Origin of the sequence: Geomobilimonas luticola (genome assembly GCF_018476905.1) — a bacterium.
GTDB lineage: Bacteria > Desulfobacterota > Desulfuromonadia > Geobacterales > Geobacteraceae > Geomobilimonas > Geomobilimonas luticola.
On sequence record NZ_JAHCVK010000001.1, the window covers coordinates 1,152,787 to 1,175,566 of the forward strand.

The following is a 22,780-nucleotide window of genomic DNA, read 5'->3' on the forward strand; positions in this document are numbered from 1 at the left end:
CTCCTATATACTGAGCTTCTTCACATCGACACGGCGAAGGAAACTGTCAAAAATGACTTTGGTTGCCACAAGCGATGTAAAGAGGTTGATGATGATGCCAAGGCTTAACGAGACCGCGAATCCCTTTACCGGTCCGGTTCCGAACTGGAAGAGAACAGCTGCCGTAATCAGGGTGGTAACGTGTGAGTCCATAATTGTCATAAACGCCTTGTCGTAGCCCGAATCAATGCTCATTCTTGGCGTTCTCCCAAGCCTGATTTCCTCTTTGATCCGTTCAAATATCAGCACGTTTGAATCGACCGACATACCGACCAGCAGTACGATAGCCGCAATGCCAGGCAAGGTCAGGGTTGCGCCAAGCGCCGCCAGAGCGCCCATCAGATAAAGAATATTCAGTACCATCCCGAAATTTGCCACGAATCCCGCCAATCGGTAGTAAATTGCCATGAAGATTACGACCAGTGCGACTCCAGTCGCGCCAGCAAGTAGCCCCTTATGGATGGAATCCTGGCCGATTGACGGCCCTACTGTCACATTTTGAACGACTTTGACTGGTGCGGGAAGCGAACCGGCACGCAACACGATAGCCAGATCGGCAGCTTCTTTCTCTCCATATGATCCGGAAATTTGGGCGCTGCCACCAGAAATCCGCTCGCGAATCACTGGCGCCGAATACACGGTGTTGTCGAGCACGATAGCGAAGCGTTTCCCCACATTTGCAGCGGTAACCTGGTCGAAAAGTCTGGCTCCGGTCGCATTAAATTCTATCCCGACATAGGGTTGATTAAACTGAGAGTCGATCCGTACCTGAGCGTCGGTAAGAAGATCGCCGGTAATTATCGCCTTTTTCTTTACGACAATGGGGATATCCGAAACAGCACCGGTTGAAGGATTGGATATTCTCTCCATAAGAATTTCATCGTCTTCAGGTATTGTCCCGGGGGTGGCGGCGCTGGCATTGACACTTTCGTCAACGAGTTTGAATTCGAGACGAGCCGTTTTCCCAATCAGTTCTATGGCCCGCTTTGGGTCCTTGATTCCCGGAAGTTGAACGACAATATGATTGACGCCTTCCCGCTGGATTAGTGGTTCAGATACGCCAAACTGGTCGATTCTGTTTCGGATAGTTTCCAGAGCCTGCGCAACAGTCTTATCTTTTCTGTCTCGTACGGCATTTTGATCCATACGGAGTTGGAGACTTACAAATCCTCCGTCATCAACTGGTGCAAGTTGCTCCAATTCAGGATATTTGTTTTTCACCTGTCGCTGGACATCTTCAGCAGATCCTTTATCGAATAAGGTTATCTGCACAAGATCTGTACCGATACGAGCCACCCGTTTGAATCGGATGTTTTTTGAATTCAATACATCTTCAAGGTCTGAAGCGATCAAATCAAGGGTGCCTTCAATAGCTTTCTGCGTTTCTACTTCCATCACAAGATGGGTACCACCCTGCAGGTCGAGGCCAAGATGGATTTTGTCCTTGGGGAGAACACCTGTCCACCAAGAAGGGAGAGTGGTACATACTGTCGGGGTGAGATAAAGAAATGATAGAAATATGAAAATAAGTATCAGACTTATTCGCCATGCGAGATTCTTGGCCATAATAAATGCTCCTTGTGAGTTCCTTCTCTTTCAAGCTGTAGATAACCTGTTGTTCTCAATACACATTTGAAGTATCGATACTTGGGCAAACACCTTATTGACGCTCGTACAACGCAGCATGGGAGTGAGCCTGACAACAGTAGTTTCCGTTGCAGGTAATGCTCAAAACGCGAATAACCGCCCGCATCACCTCGATGAATTCGAGTGCGCGAGTAGTGAGAAAATCGCGAGTTGGCAGTACAACGGAGATTTCAGCAGCAGATTATTGAAAGAGGTTAGGCAGGTGGAGCTCTGGCGGGAACAGATGAATCTATTGACAGGCCAACAACGTGGTATTGCTGACTTAAAGCTGAACGGTACGATGGTTGCTGATTTGTTATTTCGACTTTGCTCTGAAGCGTAACATACGGGACAACTTTTACTATCCTGCATTGTGAGGATTTCAGCTGTGCCTTGCTGATGATACAGGAAAGCGGTTTAACTTCTTGCGGTTTGGAAAGCCGTGCTTCCTGTGGACTGACCAGATACGGGAGAACTATTCCTTGGGAAATAAAAAAAAGCGATACCGTCACCAGCAACGGTAGCAAATATCTCCTTTTTGAAATTATCTCTCCAAATGAATTCATAGTTTATACCATATACCAAACCAATTGCCATACACAAGTGAATACGAGCTGGCGCTTCACAGGCCTTGGTACGACAACGTAAGATGCGTCCTTGACAGGACAGTGACGCCTATAATTTACCAGTAAAGCAGAACAACATTGATTAGTAATGCATATGAAGATACCCGAGTGGCGACCAGACATTTTTTGTTGCAGTTTTGCCTATAGTCAATCCGATTTATCGGAGATTCTGTGCCGCTTGTTGCCAACTACTATCGAGGTGATTATGGAAATCGCCAGCACACCAAAGATGACCCCGAGTGAAAAAAGCACCGGTATCTCGAATCGGGTATCAACCAGGAGCATCTTGACCCCGACGAATGCCAGGACACACGATATCCCCAGCTTCAGATAGACGAACATGCCCATGACATTGGAGAGGAGGAAGTAAAGCGCCCTGAGTCCCATAATGGCAAAGACATTTGAGGTATAGACGATAAAAGGATCTCTGGTGACGGCAAATACGGCCGGTATGGAATCCAGGGCAAAGATCACGTCGCTTGACTCGACCATCACCAGAGCCAGAAAGAGTGGCGTAGCAGCCCGAACGCCTCTTTTGGAGATAAACAGCCGATCTCCCTGCACCCGTTTCGTGATGGGGACGAACCGTCTGATCAACCTGACCACCGGGTTTTTCTCCGGTTCGATTTTCTCATCTCCGCCGAACGCCATCTTGATGCCGGTCACGATCAGGATCGCACCGAAGACGTAGATCATCCAGTGGAATGCCTCCAGCAGTTCGATCCCCAGCCATATGAAAAGCGCCCTCATCACAAGTGCGCCGATGATGCCCCACTTCAGAATCTTCGGCTGGTAGAGTCGTGGCACATGGAAGTAGGTAAAGATCAAGATAAAGACAAACAGGTTGTCCACCGAGAGCGATTTTTCAATAACATATCCGGTGAAGAACTCCAGTGCCCTGGCCTGCCCCTGAAAATAGTAGATACCGGCATTGAAGATCAGCGCCAGCGAAATCCAGATTATGGTCCATGTAAGCGCTTCCCGAAAGGAGATCTCATGGCTGCTACGGTTCAGACCGAGATCGATGACCAGCATGACGGTCACCAGCAGTCCGAACACACTCCACAGTATCATTTGCTCTGACATCAGTTCCCTTTTCTCATGTTGTCAATGCGATTCTTTACCGCCATCAGACGCATTTTCGCCCAGAAGAATCAGTGGCAAGCAGTGCAAGTCCGATCGGGATCACGACGACAGCCGGTCCTGCCAGCACGACCATGGCTATTCCTATCGCCAGAATCGTGAAGCCGATCACGGTTATGGTCAGCCGTTTGGCCTGTTTTACCGTATGGATGATAATGTGATTCAATATTCAGCCTGCCGGTTAATCGAACAACTCCTCAAGGAATGACTTTTTCCGGTAGGGCTTGTGACCATGTCCATTGTGATAATCTGGAGCATGTTTTTTGTCATAGTGCGGCTGCTGTTGAGGATAGCCGGGTTGATTCAAATACTGCGGAGGGGGAGGCGTGCTGACGGTCTCCCGGGAGGCCGAACGTTCGATAATCTTGTCGAGCTCTCCGCGGTCGAGCCAGACGCCGCGGCATTCGGGGCAGTAATCGATCTCAACTCCCTGACGATCGGACATAACCAGGTTGACGGATGTGCAGACGGGACATTTCATGTGTTGTTCCTCCTTTTTGTTTAGTGCTATTCGTGTTCAAGTGAGTCCGTACAAATACGATTGTTAAACGTCGAGACACAACCTCTTCCGCTTCGCTATCCATAATTCAAGGGCTTCCCTGACTATTTCCGAGATGTTTCTGGCGCTTGATTTTGTAATTTTCTCCAACTCGCGCTTTTCCTGATCGCTGATGCGCAGGGAGACTACGTTGGTCAATGCGCTTTCATCCCTATGCCGCTTCGCCTTCTGTTTCGTTTCGCCGCGATACTGTTTCTGGTGATGCTGCATGGCCTCTGCTCCTTTCGTTTCAGGTTAATGTTTTGATATTGTCATACTGTCATCAGCTTGCTTTAGTACCGCTCAGGTGAGTAACGTTCACCACCTCGCTAGTCGGAGCATTTTTCAGCCAGGCATAGATATCCTCGATCTCCCGTTCCAGATTCAGCCGCTCCGGAGAACCGATAGCCAATGCTTTGGCTTTTTCCCCGATATCACGACTTTTAAGGCCCAACTCTTCGGCCTTCTTTGTAAGGCGGGCCTCTACTGCTCGCTTGTTTCCCGACGCGGTCAACACCAGTCGGTGCTCATCCTGCTCCTGTACCGTCAAGGCCTTGTTGCAGTAGGTGGTGCCCGCTGCCACATGAATGCCGTCCACCGGACAGGAGAGTTCATAGTATCTAGCGGTGAATCTGCCGGTCCCCCCTGCTTCTTTCAGCGCATCTTTTGCTGCCAGACCGAGACGTGCCCCAAATATGGTCCCGGCACAAACATGCCCGTGGAATGCCTCCAGTTGGCTGTAAAGCGCCGGGGGTGGGTTTCCATCACCGGCATACGAGTTGGTGCCCATGACCGCCAAGGCCATAACACCGGCAAATGCTACACAGGGAACGATCTTAAGATTCATACAATACCTCCGTGATTAGATTGTGGCGATTACCGCAAACCGGTTGCCAAGTTTTCCAGCCTGGATATGCGCTCTTCCATCGGCGGGTGCGTCGAGAAGAGCGACATCAGTGAACCGCCAGTGAGTGGGTTGACGATGAACATGTGAGCCGTAGCTGGTTGAGCCGCCTGCATCGGGATCATCTGCGAAGCGTTATGCAGCTTGCGCAGGGCATTAGCAAGGGCCAGCGGTCTGCCACAGATTCTGGCCCCGGTCTCGTCAGCCAGGTATTCCCGGGATCGCGAGACAGCCATCTGAATCAGCATGGCGGCAATGGGGGCGACAATAGCCATCACAAGGGAACCGATCAGCCCGCCGCCCCCTTCCTCGTCATCACTTCGCCCAGCGCCAAGCATGGCTCCCCACTGGAGCATATTGCCGATCATGGAGATGGCGCCGGCAAAGGTGGCGGCAATGGTACCAACCAGGATGTCCCGGTTTTGCACATGGGCCAGTTCGTGGGCCATAACACCTTCCAGTTCCTCCGGCGAGAGAATGCGTAGTATCCCCTCCGTGGCAGCGACTGCCGCATGCTGCGGGTTGCGGCCGGTTGCGAAGGCGTTGGGGCTCTGGTCGGGGATGATATAGACCTTGGGCATCGGCAGGCCGGCACGTTGCGCCAACCGTCGGACCATTCCGTAAAAGGCGGGATGGTCGTGCTCGCCGATTTCCTGCGCCCCGTACATCCTGAGGACGATCTTGTCGGAAAACCAGTAGGAGAAGAAGTTCATGGCGGCTGCCATGAAGAAGGCGAAGACCATGCCGGTCTTGCCGCCGATGGCGCTGCCCATCATCACCATCATGACAGTCAGCAGGGAGAGAAGAAGGGTTGTCTTGAGTCTGTTCATTGTTCATTACCTCCGACGATGCTGCCAATAAAATCTTGGCTTTTTTATCGCCGGGGGTAATAAAAAAGACCTTTACCCCCGGCATGGATGCCTGGATAAAGGTCTTGTTGGCAGGTGTCTGCCCCGGTTCCGGGTCTTTCGACCGTATTGACGGAATCCGGGTCGGCCTTTTCGGGTGGCCGATAACTACTCCCCTTTACGTTGATCTTAACGTAATGATTGGCGACTCAAATGTCAAGTGCTTTGATAAACAGCTTTGATAAAGAGGCGATATGCCACTCGGACATGAAGTAATTATCTTGATGCAGGTCAAAGTATTGCGACGAAACGTATGATATCCATGTAATCATGAGAATACTTCGTAAGGCCATAAAGAATGTTGCCATCTTGACGCTGATGGTAATTCTGATTATGCCTGCCGCTGTTCATGCCCATACCCTGGAATTGCTGGGGGCTGAAACGACCCATGCGGCTGGTGGCGGTTGTCATGATGCAGATAACGGCACTGATCAGGGAACGAACGACGACCACCAGCTTGATGTTCGCTGCTGTGAACTTGACACCCCTTACGTCCTCCCATTCTTCCAGTCCCTTGTAACTCCTGCCGTGACCGGTAAACTTACCTTGCATTTCAGCAGCAGGCAACGTGACGGTTATTCCAGAAGGATCTACAAGCCTCCCCGATAGCCTTTCCGGTTTCAGAATGAGAAATTCACCGTAACGGCTTATCAACAACCATATTTATAGGAGGCATTTCGATGAAAACGATACAGATAGCAAAAATCACATTAACAGGAATCGCCGCGGCAGTGGCGCTTACCTTCGCAATCCCCAATAATGCAGCAGCCCATTGCGACACGCTTGATGGCCCTGTTATCCAGGATGCCCATAAGGCGTTGGAGGCGAAAGACATCACCCCGGTACTCAAATGGGTGAAAGCGAAAGATGAAAAAGCGGTCAAAGCTGCGTTTCAGAAGGCACTGTCAGCAAAAGGGGCGAACGCAGAAGCTGCCCACAACAAGTTCTTCGCTACTCTGGTGAAGATCCATCGGGCCGGTGAAGGCGCTCCCTACACGGGATTAAAGCCGGCCGGTACCGTGGAACCTGCGGTGGCCGAAGCAGACAATGCACTGGCAAGCGGCTCAGCTGATGCACTGGTAAAGCTGGTAACAGATGATATTACAGCGGGCATAAAGAAACGCTACGAGAGAACCGCTGCCACCTACAAGCACAAGGATGAAAGCGTTGCTCAGGGGCGAGAGTTCGTTGAGGCGTATGTGGAGTTCACGCATTACGTGGAAAAACTTCACATGGATGCCATCGGAAAAGGCGCTCATGGTGAGCATAAGGAACATACCAAGCAGCATGGTGACCATGCCGGGCATGGCGCAGACAAACACTGACAGGTAGACGAAAGGGGCTCATCACTGAGCCCCTTTCTGTCTTTGTGTATAGGCCAGATTAAGGTACTAGGAGATCGGGACTTCGATATAAATATAGATATGGTCCGGAGAGGTGCGTCCGATATTGGAAAGCTTAACACTCCGTCGAAGTGTAACAGCCTGTTATTTCGGTGTTTACGTGCAAATCCAGGGGTGTGTTAACCTTTCTCTACTATACCCACTTAAAACGGCACTCGTTCTCAATTCAAATTCCTCTCGAAAAACAGCAGCTTCCCGGTTATCCCGAATTCCCTATCACAGTCGGCGAACACATCCGTAAGAAACGAATGGATCTTGGCCTCCTCCAGAGAGAAGTAGCAGAGATCATCGGCGTCACCGAATCCTCAATCTGGAACTGGGAACATGGCACCGAACCAGAACTGCAATATAATCCAAGAATTATCAAATTTCTAGGTTATATTCCGTTCGACTGCCCGGATGACACAGTGGGGCGGCTTGCGTGGTACAAGAGAGCGATGGGGATGAACCTGGATCATCTGGGTGAAGCGATGGGGCGTGATCCGGAGCAGTTATCAGACTGGTTGAGTGGAAGACATAACCCATTTACGAAGAACCGAGAGAAGATCGAGCTGTTTCTGGAAAACCAGAAAATCTTCCTTCTGCCAGAGATAAAACTATGATTATCTTCTCTCGTAAAGGGAAGCAATCAATTCCTTCACCTCCGGCACAACTTGCCGTCAAAAATCATCATTGACTTTAACCGCTTTGCGTACCCGCTTGGGCAGCAAGGCCAGTTTATCGTCAATGTGCCTCCCGAAGGTGTAGCGGATCGAATTAGCTTCGTCGCTAAAAAACTTCACTCCGACAATGTTGGCGACCTCGAACACCAGACCGATCTCACACTTCGGGTCGCCACGCTCGATTTTCTGCAAGGTCCTTCTGGAAATGCCGGCGCGTCCCGACAGGTCCTCCTCGGTCATCTTACGCTCTTTCCTGCCAAGTCGGATGAGTTTGCCCAGCAGTTCAACTGCATCCAGGGTCTGACGGAGATATGTGCGGTTCATAGGAGATGCCATAAATCACATTTTGCTTATTATCGTAGCCATAAGGCCAATTATTGATTACGATAATAGCCATATTGTGGCGATTGCGTCAACCGGATTACATCCGAGCGGTCACTTTCGCTCTGCTAACTGCCTCCCACCATGTTCGTCCACCCCAAGAGTGGATGACTATTTGTATTTGCGTAAATATTTTGCCAATCGTGTTGACATTTATAGAAGGTGTAGTACCATTCCTCCTAATCAGGAATGATTATTGACTGGGGTGTTATTATCAAACGGGAACAGTTCAAAAAAGCGATTGTTAAGGGGCTGAAAGAACGGGGAATGAAACTGACTCCCCAGCGGCGGACTATTGTCGACATCTTGACCCTTGACAATTGTCATCCCTCTGCCATGACCATCTATCGGGCGGCACGGGAAAAACACCCTAAAATCAGCCTCTCTACTGTTTACTCCACCCTGTCTCTACTTAAATCTCTCAAGCTGGTCAGGGAGTTGGAGTTTGAAGCTATGGATAATCGATATGATATGGATACAAGCAATCACCTCAATCTGATCTGTACCCGTTGCGGGCGGATTGAGGATTTCACCGATACTGCCATGATCCCCCCTGAAATAGTTGAGAAACTAACTGGCTTCAAGGTGCATGACGTGCGTTTTGAATATTACGGCGTGTGCAGCAAATGTGCTCAATAGCCTCGTATCAAAACGCATTCCAGGGCAAGAAACCATTTCGCTCACCATTTTTTTTGCGCATTAAGCAGGAATGATTCTTGATTGGTTGAGTAATATATTGCGGCACAATGCTTAATTCCACGTAAACACTATCCGGCATGCCCGGATAGCAGGAAAAGCTAAAACTATATTTTCAAAAAGGAGAAGAACATGGGATCGAAGGGACGTGAAATTATCGGTATGGATGTGAATGAATTGCTTGGGCTGTTACGCAGCGCATACAGTGACGAATGGCTGGCCTATTACCAGTACTGGTTGGGAGCCAAGCTGGTAAAAGGACCAATGAAAGATGCCGTGGGGGCAGAACTGTTACAGCATGCCACCGAGGAACTGGCACATGCTGACATGGTGGCCATGCGCATCATCCAACTGGGTGGAGCGCCAGTCACCAAGCCTGAAGAATGGTACAAGCACACAAACTGCGGCTACGATGCCCCTGACGACCCGTTTGTCAAGGTGCTGCTGGAGCAGAACATCAAAGGGGAACAGTGCGCCATTGGCGTTTACAAACGGTTAATGGATATCACCAGAGACAAGGACCCGGTCACATACAACATGGTGTTGACCATCCTGCAACAGGAAGTCGAACATGAAGAGGATCTTCAGTCGCTGCTGGAGGATTACGATCTGCTGGTCAGGGCGATGAAGGAATAGGCGGCAACGGATCTCATAAATCGATTCATAATAGCACAAAGGAAAGGAGAGCAGAGATGAGTGAAGAAAGTAAATGCCCGGTAACGGGAAAAACGGCCATACCCATGACCGGCAGAGGCACATCAAACCGGGACTGGTGGCCGAATCAGTTAAAGCTTAAAATTCTGCACCAGCATTCCACCCTATCCAACCCGATGGGCGAGACTTTCAACTACGCAGAGGAATTCAAGAAGCTCGATCTGGAGCCGCTGAAAAAGGACCTCTATGCGCTGATGACCGACTCGCAGGAGTGGTGGCCCGCTGACTGGGGTCACTACGGCGGGCTCTTCATCCGGATGGCCTGGCACAGCGCCGGCACCTATCGCCTGGGTGACGGCCGCGGCGGCGCCGGGTCCGGCAACCAGCGCTTTGCGCCGCTCAACAGCTGGCCCGACAACGTCAACCTGGACAAGGCACGTCGTCTGCTCTGGCCGATCAAGCAGAAATACGGCCGGCAAATCTCCTGGGCCGACCTGTTGATCCTCGCCGGCAACTGCGCCCTGGAGTCGATGGGCTTCAAGACCTTCGGTTTCGGCGGCGGTCGCGAGGATATCTGGGAGCCGGAAGAGGACGTCTACTGGGGGGCTGAAGAGGAATGGCTGGCTACGAGCGACAAGCCCAAGAGCCGTTACAGCGGCGACCGCGATCTCGAAAATCCCCTTGCCGCCGTGCAGATGGGGTTGATCTACGTCAATCCGGAAGGGCCAGACGGCAACCCGGATCCTGTTTTGTCTGGCATCGACGTGCGCGAGACCTTTGCCCGCATGGCCATGAACGACGAAGAGACCGTCGCGCTCGTCGCCGGCGGGCACACCTTCGGCAAATGCCACGGAGCCGGACCGGCGACCCATGTGGGGCCTGAGCCTGAAGCCGCTCCTATAGAGGAACAGGGGCTCGGCTGGCGGAGCAGCTTCGGCAGCGGCAAAGGTGGCGATACCATCAGCAGCGGCATCGAGGGTGCCTGGAAGCCAAACCCGACCACCTGGGACATGGGCTATCTGAAGGTGCTGTTCAAATACGAGTGGGAACTGGTCAAGAGCCCGGCCGGCGCGAATCAGTGGCTGGCCAAGGACGTGGCAGATGAGGATATGGTGGTTGACGCGCACGACCCGACAAAGAAGCGCCGGCCGATGATGACCACGGCTGACCTCTCGTTGCGTTTCGATCCGATCTACGAGCCGATCGCACGGAATTACCTGCAGAACCCCGATAAATTCGCGGATGCCTTCGCCCGGGCGTGGTTCAAGCTGACCCACCGCGACATGGGCCCGCGCTCGCGCTATCTCGGCGCAGAAGTGCCTGCGGAGGAACTCATCTGGCAAGACCCGGTGCCCTCAGTTGATCACAAACTGATCGACGAGAATGACATAGCAGACCTCAAGGGCAAGATTCTCGCTTCGGGGCTGTCTGTCTCTCAACTGGTTACGACGGCCTGGGCGTCTGCGTCCACGTTCCGTGGTTCTGATAAGCGCGGCGGGGCCAACGGGGCGCGCATCCGTCTCGCCCCGCAGAAGGATTGGACGGTCAACCAGCCGGCACAATTGCAGACGGTGCTGCAAACCCTTGAGGGAATCCAGAAAGCATTCAACACCACTCAACCCGACGGCAAGAGGGTTTCCCTCGCTGACCTGATTGTCCTAGGGGGCTGCGTAGGTATCGAGCAAGCTGCCAGAAGTGCCGGTCACGACGTGACAGTTCCCTTTACACCGGGACGCACGGATGCCACTCAGGAGCAAACCGACGTAGAGTCCTTTTCGGTGCTTGAACCGGTTGCCGACGGCTTCAGAAACTACCTCAAAGCCAGATACTCCGTATCTGCAGAGGAACTGCTGGTTGATCGGGCGCAGTTGCTGACGTTGACAGCTCCCGAAATGACGGTTCTCGTTGGCGGCATGCGCGTTTTGAATGCCAATTTCGGACAGACACAACACGGCGTCTTCACCAAGCGTCCCGAGACGCTCACCAATGATTTCTTCGTCAATCTGCTTGACATGGGCACGATGTGGAAACCAACCCCGGAAGACAAAGACCTGTTCGAGGGGCGTGATCGCGCAAGCGGTGAACTCAGGTGGACCGGCACCCGTGTCGACCTTGTCTTTGGTTCGAACTCCCAACTCCGGGCCGTCGCGGAAGTCTACGGTTGTCAGGACTCCCAGGAAAAGTTCCTGCACGACTTTGTAGCGGCGTGGAACAAAGTAATGAACCTTGACCGATTTGACCTCGCCTGATCCGGCTGAGAGGCTAAAACAGGTAAACCGTAGTGCTGAAGGATGTTTCACACAATTATCCCGGGTGCTCTTTAGATCACCCAATCTAAAACCAGGAGGTAGCACCAGTGTCCACAAAAGAGAATCTCGCCGGAGCCTTTGCCGGTGAAAGTCAGGCCAACCGCAAATATCTTGCATTTGCCAAACAGGCCGAGGTAGACGGCTTCCCACAGGTAGCCAAACTGTTCCGGGCAGCCGCCCATGCCGAAACCATCCACGCCCATGCCCATCTGCGAGCTATGGGTGGAATCAAGAAGACCGCCGAAAACCTGGTGGAAGCGATAGAAGGTGAAGGATTCGAATTCCAGCAGATGTATCCACCTTATCTGGAAGAAGCACAGAAAGAGGGGGATAAGATGGCGGAGATTTCGTTCCGCAACGCCCTGGCTGTTGAGGAAATCCACCACGACCTGTACCAGAAGGCTGCCGCTGCCGTTAACAGTGGCGGTGACCTGACTGCACGACCTGTCTATGTCTGTGAAGTCTGCGGCAATACGGTTTATGACGGGGCTCCGGACAAATGCCAGGTCTGTGGCGTACCTAAAGAACGTTTCACCCTGATTAACTGATCCGTAACCAATCAGAATTGATGAATCACCCGGCCACTGTCAATCCGACAGTGGCCGTCTATTCAGGAGGATTTTATGGCAGATACACGCTGGTGCTGCACGGTTTGCGGTTATATCCATGAAGGGAATACCCCGCCGGACTGCTGTCCGGTTTGTGGCGCAACGCCGGACCTCTTCGAACCATCAGCTCCCGCACCAACTCCTGTAAAGGCTGTGCCCTCTAAATGGCGCTGCATCAACTGCGACTACGTCCACGATGGTGTAGCCCCTCCCGAATGCTGTCCGGTCTGCGGGGTTGGCCCGGACCAGTTTGAGCCGGTTGAAGAACTGGAGAAGCGTAGCGCGAACTATGTCATATCGGGTGCCATTGTTATCATCGGCGGCGGCATCGCCGGTCTCTCGGCTGCTGAAGCCGCCCGCAGCGCATCGCCCGAAGCGTCCATCACCCTGATCTGCCAGGAGAACGATCTTCCCTATTACCGCCTCAATTTGACCCGTTATCTGGCGGGGGAGATCACTGTCAGTGACCTCCCTGTCCATCCAGAATCCTGGTATACCGAGCAACGGATCACCATTTTAAGCGATGCCGAAGTGACTGCCATTGATCGCTCAGCCAGAATTGTTACGCTCAAGCGACATGCCGATCTTTGCTACGACAAGCTTGTCCTAGCCATGGGCGCTCACCCCAGCATTCCGCCCATTCCGGGCGCAGACCTGAACAATGTGGTCACACTCCGCACCTGCCGTGATGCCGAGACGATCCTGAGGCATAGCCGGGCCAATGCCAGCTGTGTGATTATCGGCGGCGGCGGACTTGGACTGGAGGCCGCAGCGGCACTGGCCCGCCGCAAGGTGCAGGTTACGCTGGTGGAAGGGTTTGACTGGCTCCTGCCGCGCCAGCTCAACCGGGCAGCCGGGGAGCGTCTGGCTGAGCTGGCCATTGCGCTCGGTATCACCCTGATTTGTGGCGCCCGGATAAAAGAGCTGAAAGGTGATGCGCATGTGCGGAGCGTTCTGCTTGAATCAGGGGAATCAATCCCTGCAGATCTGGTGATAATTGCCGCCGGAGTGCGCAGCAACAGCTACCTTGCCCGTATGGCCGGCCTCGACGTCAACTGCGGGGTGGTTGTAAATCAGCATCTGCGCACCTCCGATCCGGACATATTCGCTGCGGGCGATCTGGCGGAACATTTAGGCACGGTTTACGGCACCTGGGCCCCGTCCCAGTTCCAGGGAACGATTGCCGGCATGAACGCTGCCGGCGGGGAGGCCATATTTGCCGGCATTCCCCGCTCCAATAGCATCAAGGTTCTGGGAGTTGATCTCTTCAGCATCGGTACGGTTCACCCTGACGATGCCAGCTACCTGACTTTTGAGGAGGAAGGCGATCATTACCAGCAGTTTATCTTCCGTGATTCGCATCTGGTGGGAGCAATCCTTTTTGGTGACACATCCATCGCCCCTAAACTGAAAAAGCTGATTGAGAAAAACATATCCTGTGCAGAACTTCTGTCAGGAACCAGTGACGCCAGGGAAATTCGCGCCGGGATCTCACTCATGGCATGAACGACTGAACAACTGATATTATTCTGAAAGGGATTCCATGCACTATCTTTCAATTATCTATCGCCTTGTAATTGCCTTCTGGGTGGGTGGCGCCGCACTGTTCACTTTCATCCTCACCCCGATTATATTCAAGAGCTATGACCGGGATATGGCAGGTGCCATTGTCGGTGCCCTTTTCCCTGGGTACTTTCGTTGGGGGCTGGTCTGCGGAATCGTTGCACTGATATGCCTGGCGCTGGCGCGTGTTAGGTTTCCCAAGACCTCGCTGGTAATACTTGTGGCTATGTTGATAATCACCGCGTTGCATACCTTTGTGATTGAGCCCAAGGCTGCATCCCTCAAAAAGGATATCCCCTCATTTGTCACCACTCCAGCTGATCATCCACTGCGCCAACAGTTCAGAAAACTCCACGCCATTTCACAAGCCGGTAATCTTGCCGTGATCGGTGGTGGGATTGCCCTGATAATAATGCTGTAATATCTTTAACGTCTTGAAAAGGAGTCTTCCATGAAAAATACAATTCTCTTACTCATCGGTTTACTGTTCTTCACTGGCATGGCGTACGCGGAAGGAACACTCAAAGTAACCATGAACATTGCTACTGCGGATGGTCCCGGTAATTCCGTCGGCACCATTACAGTATCCCAAACACCCTATGGTGTCCTCCTGACACCAGACCTGAAGGGTTTGGCCCCTGGCATTCACGGGTTCCACCTCCACCAGAATCCCGATTGTTCACCGAAGGAACAGGATGGCAAAATGGTACCGGCGCTGGCGGCCGGCGGCCATTACGACCCGGCAAAGACAGGGGTGCATGAAGGGCCCTATGGCAATGGCCACCTCGGTGATCTGCCGGCCATATTTGTGACCCAGGACGGCACTGCAATGTATCCAGTGCTGGCGCCACGGCTTAAACTTTCTGACCTGAAGGGGCACTCACTGATGATCCACGCCGGTGGCGACAACCATTCGGACCATCCCCAGAAACTTGGCGGCGGCGGTGCCCGTGTCGCCTGCGGGGTCATTGCCCCGTAACATTCCAGTACAGATAACATACCGCATTCATGAAAAGAGCCCTGTTAATCAAGGGCTCTTTTTGTTGTAAACGATTTTCAGCAGGCTTGTTGTTGGCCGTGATCTTGATGTATATAGACTCAGGATCTATTTGATGCTTTCTAGGAAATGGGATACTGTAGATTATGGGAATTGATACTGCTGAACAACGCAAGCTTTACACCAGAGCACATCTTCTGGCCATTTTGACGATTTACTACAATCTGGTCGAAGGCATTGTATCTGTTTGGGCCGGGGCCTCTGATGAGACCCTGGCTCTCTTCGGCTTCGGAGTTGATTCGTTCATCGAGGTCATCTCGGCGATAGGTGTCTGGCACATGATTCGTCGGATCAGGGCAAACAACGGCGAGACCAAGGATGCATTTGAACAGAGAGCACTCAGGATCACCGGTGGTTCGTTTTACGTTTTAACCGCTGGCTTGGTTGTCATGGCCATTATGAATATCTATCAGCAGCACAAGCCGGATACGACATTCTGGGGAATTGTCATATCCCTGCTATCAATTTCCTTCATGTGGCTCCTGATCCATTACAAGACAAAGGTAGGCAAAGCTCTTAACTCTTCCGCGATTCTGGCGGATGCTGCCTGTTCCCGGGCCTGCGTCTACTTGTCAGTTGTTTTGTTGGTGGCCAGTGTTGGTTTTGAGTTAACCGGTCTTGGCTATCTGGATGCGATTGGTGCGCTGCTTATCGCCTGGTTTGCATGGAAAGAAGGACGGGAATCCTTTGATAAGGCGAAGGGGTTGAATGATTCTTGTGGCTGCTGCAGGGTATAGATTGAATAACTGGCAGGAAATTCGGAACAGTAATGTTGGAAAGCTTAACACTCCGTCGAAGTGTAACAGCCTGTTATTTCGGTGTTTACGTGCAAATCCAGGGATGTGTGCACCTTTCTCTACTATTCTGACCCAAAACGGCACTCGTTCTCAATTCAAATTCCTCTCGAAAAACAACCTCTTCCCGGCTATCCTGAATTTCCCATCACAGTCGGCGAACACATCCGCAAGAAACGAATAGACCTCGGCCTCCTCCAGAGAGAAGTCGCGGAGATCATCGGAGTCACCGAATCCTCTATCTGGAACTGGGAACATGGCACCGAACCTGAGCTGCAGTATAACCCCAAAATAATCGAATTTCTAGGGTACGTTCCGTTCGACTGTCCAGATGATGCTATTGGACGGCTTGCATGGTATAGAAGAGTGAATGGCCTCACTCTAAATGAACTGGGACAGCAGATGCAGCGACATCCTGATCAACTACAGGAGTGGTTGAGCGGAACAAGGATACCATTTAGAAAAAACCAGGAGAAAATAGAGATGTTCCTTGAAAACCAGAAAACTTTCCTTATGCCGGAGAAAGAAACGTGATTATTTTCTCCGGAAGAGGGAAACATTCATTGCCTTCACTCCCAGTACAAGCCACGATCAGAAATCGTCATTGACATTTACCGGCCTATGAACCCGCTTGGGTAGCAAGGCCAGCTTATCGTCAATGTGTCTGCCGAAGGTGTAGCGGGTCGAATTCTCCTCGTCGCTGAAAAGCTTCACTCCGACTATGTTGGCAACCTCGAACACAAGGCCGATCTTACACTTCGGATCACCACGCTCAATCTTCTGTAAGGTCCTTCTGGAAATCCCCGCCCGTCCGGACAGTTCTTCCTCGGTCATCTTGCGCTCTTTCCTTCCAAGCCGGATGAGCTTGCCCAGCAGTTCAACTGCATCCTGGGTTTGACGGAGATATGTGCGGTTTACGGGAGAGGCCATAAAATCACAAAATGGGTATTATCTTAATCATAGAATGTCTTTAAGTATACGATAGTATCCTTCATGGTGAAGAGTTAATGCTACCCGTTTACAGATTCATGGGGAGCACGTTAGCTTAACCAACACGGCATGAACGGACGAAAGCGGCAAATTGTCGTATATCCCCACCATATGAAGCAGCATCCAGGGCTTCCATATATTCCCGGCGCCGTTCCACCGGAATGATGGTCCAACTGAAACCGCCCGAAGCAAGCATGGCATTCATCAGAAAACGGCCGATCCTGCCGTTGCCATCCATATAGGGGTGAATATAGACAAAGATGAAGTGGCCCAGTACACCTCTGACAGCCGAAGATGGCTCCGCTTCGAGCAGATCACATAACTCCGGCATCATCTCACGCACGGCCTCCTTCGAGGGGGGCACATGGGCAGCGTTACGGATATACACCTGTGCGTTGCGGTATCCCGCCAGGTCGACAGCTGACAGAATGCCGGCATCCACACTGGGCGAAAACAGACTGCGATACCAACCGGCATGGTCTGAACGGAATGCCGTGCCCGGGTTCGTGCCTGAAAAAATCCTTCGGATCGTGGCCATCACTTCATTGTGGGCCAGCCAGTAACCGCGGGCAGCCATGGCATTGCGTGACTCGGAATCCTCCCGGCTCTTTTCCGGATTCCAGTCACCACGGGATACACGCCTGATCAGTTCATCGGTTACCCGGTATCCTTCTATGGAGAGAGAGTGGTAGGCATCCAGTTGATACTGCTCTTCAATGAATGACATGAAGTGATCGACATCAGCAGGAATACCCGGTTCCTGCGGAAACAGTTCAAGAACCGACTGGCGCATCTCATGCCACATCAGACGTATCCGTAGGGCATGGCGGGAGTCGTTGCGCGTCAGCAAACTCATTGGCAGAAGTTCCGCGAACGGATTAGACTCCGTAACCATGTAACCGGCAGAACGCATGGTTGCCAGTATCTGATCAGCATGTTCCGTTCGCCCCACAGCCCGCAGCGCGCCGACAAGCCTACCAGCAATGGTGCTATGCCCCCCCACCAGAAGTTCCCGCAGAAGAGTGGATACATCCCTGACCCCGGACAGCACAATCTGCGCATCACGGGAATGGTTCCGGTAAAAGGAGGGCGGGGCCTTGATCAGTGCAGTTTCAGGCACGAGAACACGGAGATTCCCTATCAACGTCACTTTGTCGGCAGCCATGGATTCCGAAACTTTGTAGTCAAAGAGACTGCAACCGTTGGGCAAAGAGAGGGTTCCGTTCTTTGCCAAGGCGGAGTGAACCGTGACCTGTTTCGGCAACAGCGTGCTGCCGGCATGAATGGTCAGAGAGAGGTCGGGCGATACATGCCAGTTATCACCGAACCGTTCCGAGCAGTATCCGGCGATAAACTCACGCATGGCGGCAAACCAAGGGGTGCTGTCACCTTCCGATTCATCCGGGCGGGACGGCATATACCAACCCTTGAGGATCTGTTTCAGGAAGCCGTTCTTAACAAGCGAGGACAACTGAACCCTCTTGAGTTCAGTTGACTTGATGACACTCTTCCCGTTGTCCTGCAGTCTTTTCAGGACAGTCAGGGCATCTGCCAGATGTTGTTGGGCCGGACTGGTCTTCATGGTTACCTTGCTGTTACACTATTATTATGGTCGAGCATTACAAGATTATTGTTGCGATGACAAGGAAATAGTGGCACTAAACAGGCGCAGCAGTTGTTGGAACATTGAGAGTTGACAATCATGCCTCGATGCAGGTGAAGGGGCGAGGATATTCGATTGTCAGAGAACTTTGTCTACGATGTGCTGGCACATTTTTCTGTCCACGATGTTGTGGCACTCAACACGTAATGCATTGCTGACAGCAGACGTCGATGTCTGGGGAGCTCTTGATATTCAATATAAAAACTCAAGTTGACTGTCCTTGATGTCGATTACTCAACGAATAACTATGTGTTTTCAACCATTGAAGGAGGTTGCATGAAAAAGTTCAATTCAATGGGGGCAACAACAATTCTCGTGTTTTGTACGCTGATGGTTGTCAGTACCGCACCAGCCAGTGCAGTTGATTTAGAAGCTCTGAATACCCCGATCAGTATTCATGGTTTTGGCCATCAAGGGTATTTGATGCCTACCGGCAATAAGTTCTTAGGTGCAGATAAGCAGTGCCAGTTTATCGTCGATGTGCCTGCCGAAGGTATAACGGATTGAACTCTCATCGTCATTGAAAAGCCTCACTCCAACGATATTGGCAACTTCGAACACCAGGTCGATCTCACACATCGGATCACCCCGCTCGATCTTCTGCAAGGTCCTTCTGGAAATCCCCGCCCTTCCGGACAGTTCTTCCTCGGTCATCTTGCGCTCTTTCCTTCCAAGCCGGATGAGTTTGCCCAACAGCTCAGCGGCATCCCGAGTCTGACGGAGATATGTGCGGTTCACAGGCGAGGCCATAAAACACCAAATGAATACTATCGTAGTTATTACAAAGTTTATTGACTACGATAGTATCCACATTGTGGTGATTGCGTCAACCGCATACATCCGAGCAGTCACTTTGGTTCTGCCTTCTATCCTTGTGGTCATCCCCTCAAGCAAAAAGCTTCTCAAAAGCAAAATATGTCCTAACAATAATTGTCTTGACAACTAATATTGGGACATCTAATGTTTCTGTAAAGGAAATCAAAATGCAACTGGCAATGAACGAATCTATTGGCTTTACCGTCTACAAGACCGCTCTTAAGCTCCGAACTGAAATGATGCGCCGCCTCAAGCCATTTGGGCTGACCCCGGAGCAGTGGACGCTGCTAGGTTGCCTGGCGGAACAGGACGCAATAACTCAGCGTGAACTTGCAGAGCGTACATTCAAAGACGGGCCAACTACTACACGGCTTCTGGACAAGTTGGTGGAAACTGGGCTTGTCAGGCGTGATGGGTCTGCGTCCGACCGCCGCTCTTTTATTATTTCTATTACGGATAAAGGTCGAGCGCTTCGCGATGAAATACTGCCTGTAGCAGCACGTATGAACGAGGACGCCGGGAATAACATTTCAAGCGACGAGAAAGCATTACTGTTCTCATTACTTAATAAAATCCAAAAAAACATCGAAGCATAACGAAAGGAGATAAATGTGCAACTAAAAGGGAAAATAGCATTAGTGACTGGTGGTAATGGCGGTATTGGAACTGCCTTTGTAGCTCAACTGCTCCAGAGAGAAGTGTCAAAAGTTTATGCAACCGTTCGCAACGCGGATTCCGGCAACCATCTGAAGCAACTTGACCCGGAAAGGGTTGTGGTTATTGAGCTTGATATTACTGATGAAGTAAAGGTTGAGCAAGTTGCCAAAATGTGTAGTGATGTAAATGTTCTTATCAACAATGCAGGAGTTAATCGAGGTTCGTGGCTAATGGCACCTGATGGTAAGGCGGCTGCAAGAGATGAACTGGAAGCAAACTTCTTTGGCACGCTTAATATGTGCCTGGCATTTGCTCCGGTCATCGAAAACAATGGCGGTGGTTCTATCGCCATTGTCTGTTCGCTCCTTGGCCTTGTAAGTATGCCGGTGATGGGAACTTACTGCGTTTCCAAAGCAGCTCTGCACTCATTGATTCAGGGTCTGCGTGGAGAGTTGGCGTCAAAAAATATTTCGGTTAGAGGCATCTACCCTGGCCCTGTAGATACCAAAATGGCAGATGGTGTTGAGATGCCAAAAGCATCGCCGGAACTGGTAGCCTTAGTTTCTCTTGAGGGGCTAGAAAATTGTGTCGAAGACATCTTCCCCGATCCGATGTCCCAAGAGGTGCATACCATGTTGCTGGCAAGTCCAAAGCAAGTCGAAAAAGAATTTGCGAAGTATGTTCCCGCATAAGGTGAAAATGAATCGACCTGACAGTTTCTAAAAACTTATCCCTAAATTTAAGGAGATACACATGAAAACAATACTTAATAAGTTTACTGTTTCTTTGATGGTTATGTTCGTAGTTACAGCGGTGTCACTCCAGGCACAGGCTGCTGAGACTGTGGCAAAGCGAGGACCAATTCTGGTTCAATTCGACTTTTCTTACAAAGGGCCATTTGGAAAAGATATGACTGCTGCCATGACAGATTTAGCAAAGTCAATCACGCAGGAGCCTGGTTTCATCTGGAAAATCTGGACCGAAAATGAAAAAGCACAGGAAGCTGGTGGGATTTATCTGTTCGAGGATGAAAAATCAGCACAGGCATATATCAACAAACACTCTGCACGGCTGAAGATGTTTGGCATCAATCAGGTGAATGCCAAGGTATTTGATGTAAACGCTCCTCTCACAGAAATCACAAAGGGTACGTTAAGAGCACGATAATACATGCTTAAGAGCTTTTAGTATCTGAGCATGATGTTTCATGGGGAGGTTATACGCGGTAGTTATCGGTAATTTTGCGTTCTAACAGAATTTTGGAGTGATCATTATGGAGATGAAAATCACGTTTCCCGGTGGGAAAAAGGTAAATGCAGAAATGGATGGGGTGGTAATTCCCACGGACCGGACCTGTAAACTCGTTTGTGTAAATGCCAAAATTCGGTAAAACCAACCCCAAGGAGGGACCGACCGATGGCTACCACAGACGAATTGCTCGATGTCTTGATGAAGGACTACAAGAAACCCGAAGACCTAATTGGCGAGAACGGGCTTCTGAAACAACTGACCAAGAGACTGTTGGAACGGGCGATGCGAGCCGAATTGACCGAGCATCTTGGTTACGAGAAACATGCCCCACAAGGCAAAAACTCTGGCAACTCCCGTAATGGCTGCTACAAGAAAACCATTACTGGGGATTTTGGCAACCTTGAAGTTATCACTCCACGTGACCGCAATTCAACATTTGAACCGCTCATTCTTCCCAAAGGCGAAACGCGCTTTACCGGCTTTAACGACAAGATTATTTCCATGTACGCCCGTGGCATGACCACTCGCGACATCCAAGGGCATCTACAGGAAATATACGGGGTAGATGTATCACCCACCCTGATCTCCCAAGTGACAGATGCAATCAGCGAAGAAGTGCTGCTCTGGCAGAACCGTCCGCTGGATGAGGTTTATCCCATCGTTTATCTTGATGCCGTCCGGATAAAGGTGCGCCATGACAGCAGAGTCATCAACAAGGCGGTCTATCTAGCCATTGCCGTCAACATGGATGGCATCAAAGAAGTTCTCGGCATGTGGACTGCCGAAAACGAGGGTGCCAAGTTCTGGCTTCAGGTTGTCACGGAACTGAAGAACCGGGGAGTCAAAGATATTTTCATCGCCTGCGTGGACGGACTCAAGGGTTTTCCAGAAGCAATAGAGGCAATATTTCCCAAAACCCAGATTCAACTTTGCATCGTCCATATGGTCCGCCACAGCCTGAGTTACGTTTCATGGAAACAACGGAAGGAAGTGGCTGATGACCTCAAAACTATTTACCAAGCAACGACTGTAGAATTCGCAGAGAGGAACCTTGAAGCCTTTGCCACCAAATGGGATGCCAGCCATCCGTCAATAGCAAAATCTTGGCGAATCAACTGGGAGCGAATCATTCCATTGTTTTCCTTCCCTATAGATATTCGCAAAGCAATCTACACGACCAACACCATCGAATCGCTGAATATGTCGCTCCGTAAGGTCACGAAGAATCGGGGACATTTTCCCAGTGACGAAGCCATGTTCAAGCTTCTCTACTTGGCTCTGAGTAACATCGCAAAAAAGTGGACAATGCCCATCAGAGACTGGAAATCAGCAATGAATCAGTTCAGCATCATATTTGAAGAGAGGATGCCACATCATTAGAATATTGGACGCCCACTTTTTTCCAGATTTGTGATAGTAGTTTGCTGGAATAACTATATAGTTCCTTCGACAATTCTGTTCCAGAAGAGGTCCCAAGTGGCAACACTATTGC

At 51.0% G+C, this 22,780-nt stretch carries 29 protein-coding genes; 17 read left to right on the forward strand and 12 right to left on the reverse strand.

Annotation, left to right across the window (positions count from 1 at the left end):
- Nucleotides 1-3 precede the first annotated feature (3 nt).
- Nucleotides 4-1,605 carry a protein translocase subunit SecD gene (gene secD, locus KI810_RS05370; protein WP_214174421.1) on the reverse strand — a complete coding sequence of 534 codons (1,602 nt, stop codon included), beginning with the start codon at nucleotides 1,603-1,605 and terminating at the stop codon, nucleotides 4-6.
- Between the two features lie 118 nt (nucleotides 1,606-1,723).
- On the opposite strand from secD, the gene KI810_RS05375 reads away from it, so the two are divergent.
- Nucleotides 1,724-2,008: a hypothetical protein gene (locus KI810_RS05375; protein WP_214174422.1), complete on the forward strand. Its 285-nt coding sequence runs from the start codon at nucleotides 1,724-1,726 to the stop codon at nucleotides 2,006-2,008.
- Between the two features lie 430 nt (nucleotides 2,009-2,438).
- On the opposite strand, the gene KI810_RS05380 is transcribed toward KI810_RS05375, so the two are convergent.
- From KI810_RS05380 to KI810_RS05410, 7 genes are all read right to left on the reverse strand, one after another.
- Nucleotides 2,439-3,377: a TerC family protein gene (locus tag KI810_RS05380; protein WP_214174423.1), complete on the reverse strand. Its 939-nt coding sequence runs from the start codon at nucleotides 3,375-3,377 to the stop codon at nucleotides 2,439-2,441.
- A 43-nt stretch (nucleotides 3,378-3,420) separates the two neighbouring features.
- A complete protein-coding gene (locus tag KI810_RS05385; RefSeq protein ID WP_214174424.1) occupies nucleotides 3,421-3,600 on the reverse strand; it encodes a PGPGW domain-containing protein in 180 nt (59 codons plus the stop codon).
- Between the two features lie 15 nt (nucleotides 3,601-3,615).
- Nucleotides 3,616-3,915, reverse strand: a complete 300-nt coding sequence (locus KI810_RS05390) for a TFIIB-type zinc ribbon-containing protein (RefSeq protein WP_214174425.1) — start codon at nucleotides 3,913-3,915, stop codon at nucleotides 3,616-3,618.
- 63 nt (nucleotides 3,916-3,978) lie between these two features.
- Nucleotides 3,979-4,203, reverse strand: coding sequence for a ribbon-helix-helix protein, CopG family (locus KI810_RS05395; protein WP_214174426.1), 225 nt, complete (start codon nucleotides 4,201-4,203; stop codon nucleotides 3,979-3,981).
- 52 nt (nucleotides 4,204-4,255) lie between these two features.
- Nucleotides 4,256-4,819 (reverse strand): formylmethanofuran dehydrogenase subunit E family protein, encoded by a 564-nt coding sequence (locus KI810_RS05400; protein ID WP_214174427.1) that lies wholly within the window; start codon nucleotides 4,817-4,819, stop codon nucleotides 4,256-4,258.
- A gap of 29 nt (nucleotides 4,820-4,848) precedes the next feature.
- Complete coding sequence (htpX, locus tag KI810_RS05405) at nucleotides 4,849-5,706, reverse strand: zinc metalloprotease HtpX (RefSeq protein WP_214174428.1); 858 nt, start codon at nucleotides 5,704-5,706, stop codon at nucleotides 4,849-4,851.
- 309 nt (nucleotides 5,707-6,015) lie between these two features.
- Nucleotides 6,016-6,351 (reverse strand): hypothetical protein, encoded by a 336-nt coding sequence (locus tag KI810_RS05410; protein WP_214174429.1) that lies wholly within the window; start codon nucleotides 6,349-6,351, stop codon nucleotides 6,016-6,018.
- A 113-nt stretch (nucleotides 6,352-6,464) separates the two neighbouring features.
- On the opposite strand from KI810_RS05410, the gene KI810_RS05415 reads away from it, so the two are divergent.
- Together KI810_RS05415 and KI810_RS05420 are read left to right on the forward strand one after the other, a co-directional pair.
- On the forward strand, nucleotides 6,465-7,109 hold the full coding sequence (locus tag KI810_RS05415) for a DUF6448 family protein (protein WP_214174430.1): 645 nt from the start codon (nucleotides 6,465-6,467) through the stop codon (nucleotides 7,107-7,109).
- Nucleotides 7,110-7,303: 194 nt separating this feature from the next.
- Complete coding sequence (locus KI810_RS05420; RefSeq protein WP_214174431.1) at nucleotides 7,304-7,789, forward strand: helix-turn-helix domain-containing protein; 486 nt, start codon at nucleotides 7,304-7,306, stop codon at nucleotides 7,787-7,789.
- A 57-nt stretch (nucleotides 7,790-7,846) separates the two neighbouring features.
- Here KI810_RS05420 and KI810_RS05425 read toward each other — a convergent pair whose 3' ends face one another.
- Nucleotides 7,847-8,185, reverse strand: coding sequence for a helix-turn-helix transcriptional regulator (locus KI810_RS05425; protein WP_214174432.1), 339 nt, complete (start codon nucleotides 8,183-8,185; stop codon nucleotides 7,847-7,849).
- Between the two features lie 234 nt (nucleotides 8,186-8,419).
- Between KI810_RS05425 and KI810_RS05430 the strand changes: the two genes are divergently transcribed.
- From KI810_RS05430 to KI810_RS17285, 9 genes are all read left to right on the forward strand, one after another.
- Complete coding sequence (locus tag KI810_RS05430; protein ID WP_214174433.1) at nucleotides 8,420-8,869, forward strand: Fur family transcriptional regulator; 450 nt, start codon at nucleotides 8,420-8,422, stop codon at nucleotides 8,867-8,869.
- Between the two features lie 189 nt (nucleotides 8,870-9,058).
- Nucleotides 9,059-9,562: a ferritin-like domain-containing protein gene (locus tag KI810_RS05435; RefSeq protein WP_214174434.1), complete on the forward strand. Its 504-nt coding sequence runs from the start codon at nucleotides 9,059-9,061 to the stop codon at nucleotides 9,560-9,562.
- A gap of 56 nt (nucleotides 9,563-9,618) precedes the next feature.
- A complete protein-coding gene (katG, locus tag KI810_RS05440) occupies nucleotides 9,619-11,829 on the forward strand; it encodes a catalase/peroxidase HPI (protein ID WP_214174435.1) in 2,211 nt (736 codons plus the stop codon).
- 107 nt (nucleotides 11,830-11,936) lie between these two features.
- A complete protein-coding gene (locus KI810_RS05445) occupies nucleotides 11,937-12,437 on the forward strand; it encodes a rubrerythrin family protein (RefSeq protein WP_214174436.1) in 501 nt (166 codons plus the stop codon).
- Nucleotides 12,438-12,512: 75 nt separating this feature from the next.
- Entirely contained in the window at nucleotides 12,513-14,003 is a 1,491-nt protein-coding gene (locus KI810_RS05450; RefSeq protein ID WP_214174437.1) for an FAD-dependent oxidoreductase, read from the forward strand.
- A gap of 37 nt (nucleotides 14,004-14,040) precedes the next feature.
- Nucleotides 14,041-14,481 (forward strand): DUF4149 domain-containing protein, encoded by a 441-nt coding sequence (locus KI810_RS05455; protein WP_214174438.1) that lies wholly within the window; start codon nucleotides 14,041-14,043, stop codon nucleotides 14,479-14,481.
- A gap of 30 nt (nucleotides 14,482-14,511) precedes the next feature.
- Nucleotides 14,512-15,039 carry a superoxide dismutase family protein gene (gene sodC, locus KI810_RS05460; protein ID WP_214174439.1) on the forward strand — a complete coding sequence of 176 codons (528 nt, stop codon included), beginning with the start codon at nucleotides 14,512-14,514 and terminating at the stop codon, nucleotides 15,037-15,039.
- 164 nt (nucleotides 15,040-15,203) lie between these two features.
- Complete coding sequence (locus KI810_RS05465; protein ID WP_214174440.1) at nucleotides 15,204-15,854, forward strand: cation efflux transmembrane domain-containing protein; 651 nt, start codon at nucleotides 15,204-15,206, stop codon at nucleotides 15,852-15,854.
- Nucleotides 15,855-15,959: 105 nt separating this feature from the next.
- On the forward strand, nucleotides 15,960-16,445 hold the full coding sequence (locus KI810_RS17285; protein WP_214174441.1) for a helix-turn-helix domain-containing protein: 486 nt from the start codon (nucleotides 15,960-15,962) through the stop codon (nucleotides 16,443-16,445).
- A gap of 57 nt (nucleotides 16,446-16,502) precedes the next feature.
- On the opposite strand, the gene KI810_RS05475 is transcribed toward KI810_RS17285, so the two are convergent.
- Both KI810_RS05475 and KI810_RS05480 read right to left on the reverse strand, forming a co-directional pair.
- Nucleotides 16,503-16,841 carry a helix-turn-helix transcriptional regulator gene (locus KI810_RS05475; RefSeq protein WP_214174442.1) on the reverse strand — a complete coding sequence of 113 codons (339 nt, stop codon included), beginning with the start codon at nucleotides 16,839-16,841 and terminating at the stop codon, nucleotides 16,503-16,505.
- A 115-nt stretch (nucleotides 16,842-16,956) separates the two neighbouring features.
- A complete protein-coding gene (locus KI810_RS05480) occupies nucleotides 16,957-18,483 on the reverse strand; it encodes a Fic family protein (RefSeq protein ID WP_214174443.1) in 1,527 nt (508 codons plus the stop codon).
- A gap of 357 nt (nucleotides 18,484-18,840) precedes the next feature.
- Here KI810_RS05480 and KI810_RS05485 point away from each other — a divergent pair, with 357 nt between their 5' ends.
- Complete coding sequence (locus tag KI810_RS05485; protein WP_214174444.1) at nucleotides 18,841-19,071, forward strand: hypothetical protein; 231 nt, start codon at nucleotides 18,841-18,843, stop codon at nucleotides 19,069-19,071.
- On the opposite strand, the gene KI810_RS05490 is transcribed toward KI810_RS05485, so the two are convergent.
- Nucleotides 19,009-19,314: a helix-turn-helix transcriptional regulator gene (locus tag KI810_RS05490; RefSeq protein WP_214174445.1), complete on the reverse strand. Its 306-nt coding sequence runs from the start codon at nucleotides 19,312-19,314 to the stop codon at nucleotides 19,009-19,011. The genes KI810_RS05485 and KI810_RS05490 overlap by 63 nt on opposite strands.
- A gap of 233 nt (nucleotides 19,315-19,547) precedes the next feature.
- Here KI810_RS05490 and KI810_RS05495 point away from each other — a divergent pair, with 233 nt between their 5' ends.
- The 4 genes from KI810_RS05495 (at nucleotide 19,548) to KI810_RS05510 (ending at nucleotide 22,668) form a co-directional block, all read left to right on the forward strand.
- On the forward strand, nucleotides 19,548-19,976 hold the full coding sequence (locus KI810_RS05495) for a MarR family winged helix-turn-helix transcriptional regulator (protein WP_214174446.1): 429 nt from the start codon (nucleotides 19,548-19,550) through the stop codon (nucleotides 19,974-19,976).
- Between the two features lie 15 nt (nucleotides 19,977-19,991).
- A complete protein-coding gene (locus KI810_RS05500; RefSeq protein WP_214174447.1) occupies nucleotides 19,992-20,729 on the forward strand; it encodes an SDR family oxidoreductase in 738 nt (245 codons plus the stop codon).
- Between the two features lie 61 nt (nucleotides 20,730-20,790).
- Nucleotides 20,791-21,204: a monooxygenase gene (locus tag KI810_RS05505; RefSeq protein WP_246525158.1), complete on the forward strand. Its 414-nt coding sequence runs from the start codon at nucleotides 20,791-20,793 to the stop codon at nucleotides 21,202-21,204.
- Nucleotides 21,205-21,453: 249 nt separating this feature from the next.
- Nucleotides 21,454-22,668: an IS256 family transposase gene (locus KI810_RS05510; RefSeq protein ID WP_214174448.1), complete on the forward strand. Its 1,215-nt coding sequence runs from the start codon at nucleotides 21,454-21,456 to the stop codon at nucleotides 22,666-22,668.
- The last annotated feature ends 112 nt before the right edge of the window (nucleotides 22,669-22,780 follow it).

Coding starts and splice junctions, on each gene's coding strand:
- sodC (WP_214174439.1), top strand. CDS start 14,512: ATGAAAAATACAATTCTCTTACTCATCGGTTTACTGTTCTTCACTGGC.
- KI810_RS05380 (WP_214174423.1), bottom strand. CDS start 3,377: ATGTCAGAGCAAATGATACTGTGGAGTGTGTTCGGACTGCTGGTGACC.
- KI810_RS05455 (WP_214174438.1), top strand. CDS start 14,041: ATGCACTATCTTTCAATTATCTATCGCCTTGTAATTGCCTTCTGGGTG.
- KI810_RS05450 (WP_214174437.1), top strand. CDS start 12,513: ATGGCAGATACACGCTGGTGCTGCACGGTTTGCGGTTATATCCATGAA.
- KI810_RS05505 (WP_246525158.1), top strand. CDS start 20,791: ATGAAAACAATACTTAATAAGTTTACTGTTTCTTTGATGGTTATGTTC.
- KI810_RS05435 (WP_214174434.1), top strand. CDS start 9,059: ATGGGATCGAAGGGACGTGAAATTATCGGTATGGATGTGAATGAATTG.
- KI810_RS05425 (WP_214174432.1), bottom strand. CDS start 8,185: ATGGCATCTCCTATGAACCGCACATATCTCCGTCAGACCCTGGATGCA.
- KI810_RS05490 (WP_214174445.1), bottom strand. CDS start 19,314: ATGGCCTCGCCTGTGAACCGCACATATCTCCGTCAGACTCGGGATGCC.
- KI810_RS05375 (WP_214174422.1), top strand. CDS start 1,724: ATGGGAGTGAGCCTGACAACAGTAGTTTCCGTTGCAGGTAATGCTCAA.
- KI810_RS05395 (WP_214174426.1), bottom strand. CDS start 4,203: ATGCAGCATCACCAGAAACAGTATCGCGGCGAAACGAAACAGAAGGCG.
- htpX (WP_214174428.1), bottom strand. CDS start 5,706: ATGAACAGACTCAAGACAACCCTTCTTCTCTCCCTGCTGACTGTCATG.
- KI810_RS05415 (WP_214174430.1), top strand. CDS start 6,465: ATGAAAACGATACAGATAGCAAAAATCACATTAACAGGAATCGCCGCG.
- KI810_RS05485 (WP_214174444.1), top strand. CDS start 18,841: ATGAAAAAGTTCAATTCAATGGGGGCAACAACAATTCTCGTGTTTTGT.
- KI810_RS05390 (WP_214174425.1), bottom strand. CDS start 3,915: ATGAAATGTCCCGTCTGCACATCCGTCAACCTGGTTATGTCCGATCGT.
- KI810_RS05480 (WP_214174443.1), bottom strand. CDS start 18,483: ATGAAGACCAGTCCGGCCCAACAACATCTGGCAGATGCCCTGACTGTC.
- KI810_RS05495 (WP_214174446.1), top strand. CDS start 19,548: ATGCAACTGGCAATGAACGAATCTATTGGCTTTACCGTCTACAAGACC.
- katG (WP_214174435.1), top strand. CDS start 9,619: ATGAGTGAAGAAAGTAAATGCCCGGTAACGGGAAAAACGGCCATACCC.
- KI810_RS05430 (WP_214174433.1), top strand. CDS start 8,420: ATGATTATTGACTGGGGTGTTATTATCAAACGGGAACAGTTCAAAAAA.
- KI810_RS05475 (WP_214174442.1), bottom strand. CDS start 16,841: ATGGCCTCTCCCGTAAACCGCACATATCTCCGTCAAACCCAGGATGCA.
- KI810_RS05465 (WP_214174440.1), top strand. CDS start 15,204: ATGGGAATTGATACTGCTGAACAACGCAAGCTTTACACCAGAGCACAT.
- KI810_RS05400 (WP_214174427.1), bottom strand. CDS start 4,819: ATGAATCTTAAGATCGTTCCCTGTGTAGCATTTGCCGGTGTTATGGCC.
- KI810_RS05510 (WP_214174448.1), top strand. CDS start 21,454: ATGGCTACCACAGACGAATTGCTCGATGTCTTGATGAAGGACTACAAG.
- secD (WP_214174421.1), bottom strand. CDS start 1,605: ATGGCCAAGAATCTCGCATGGCGAATAAGTCTGATACTTATTTTCATA.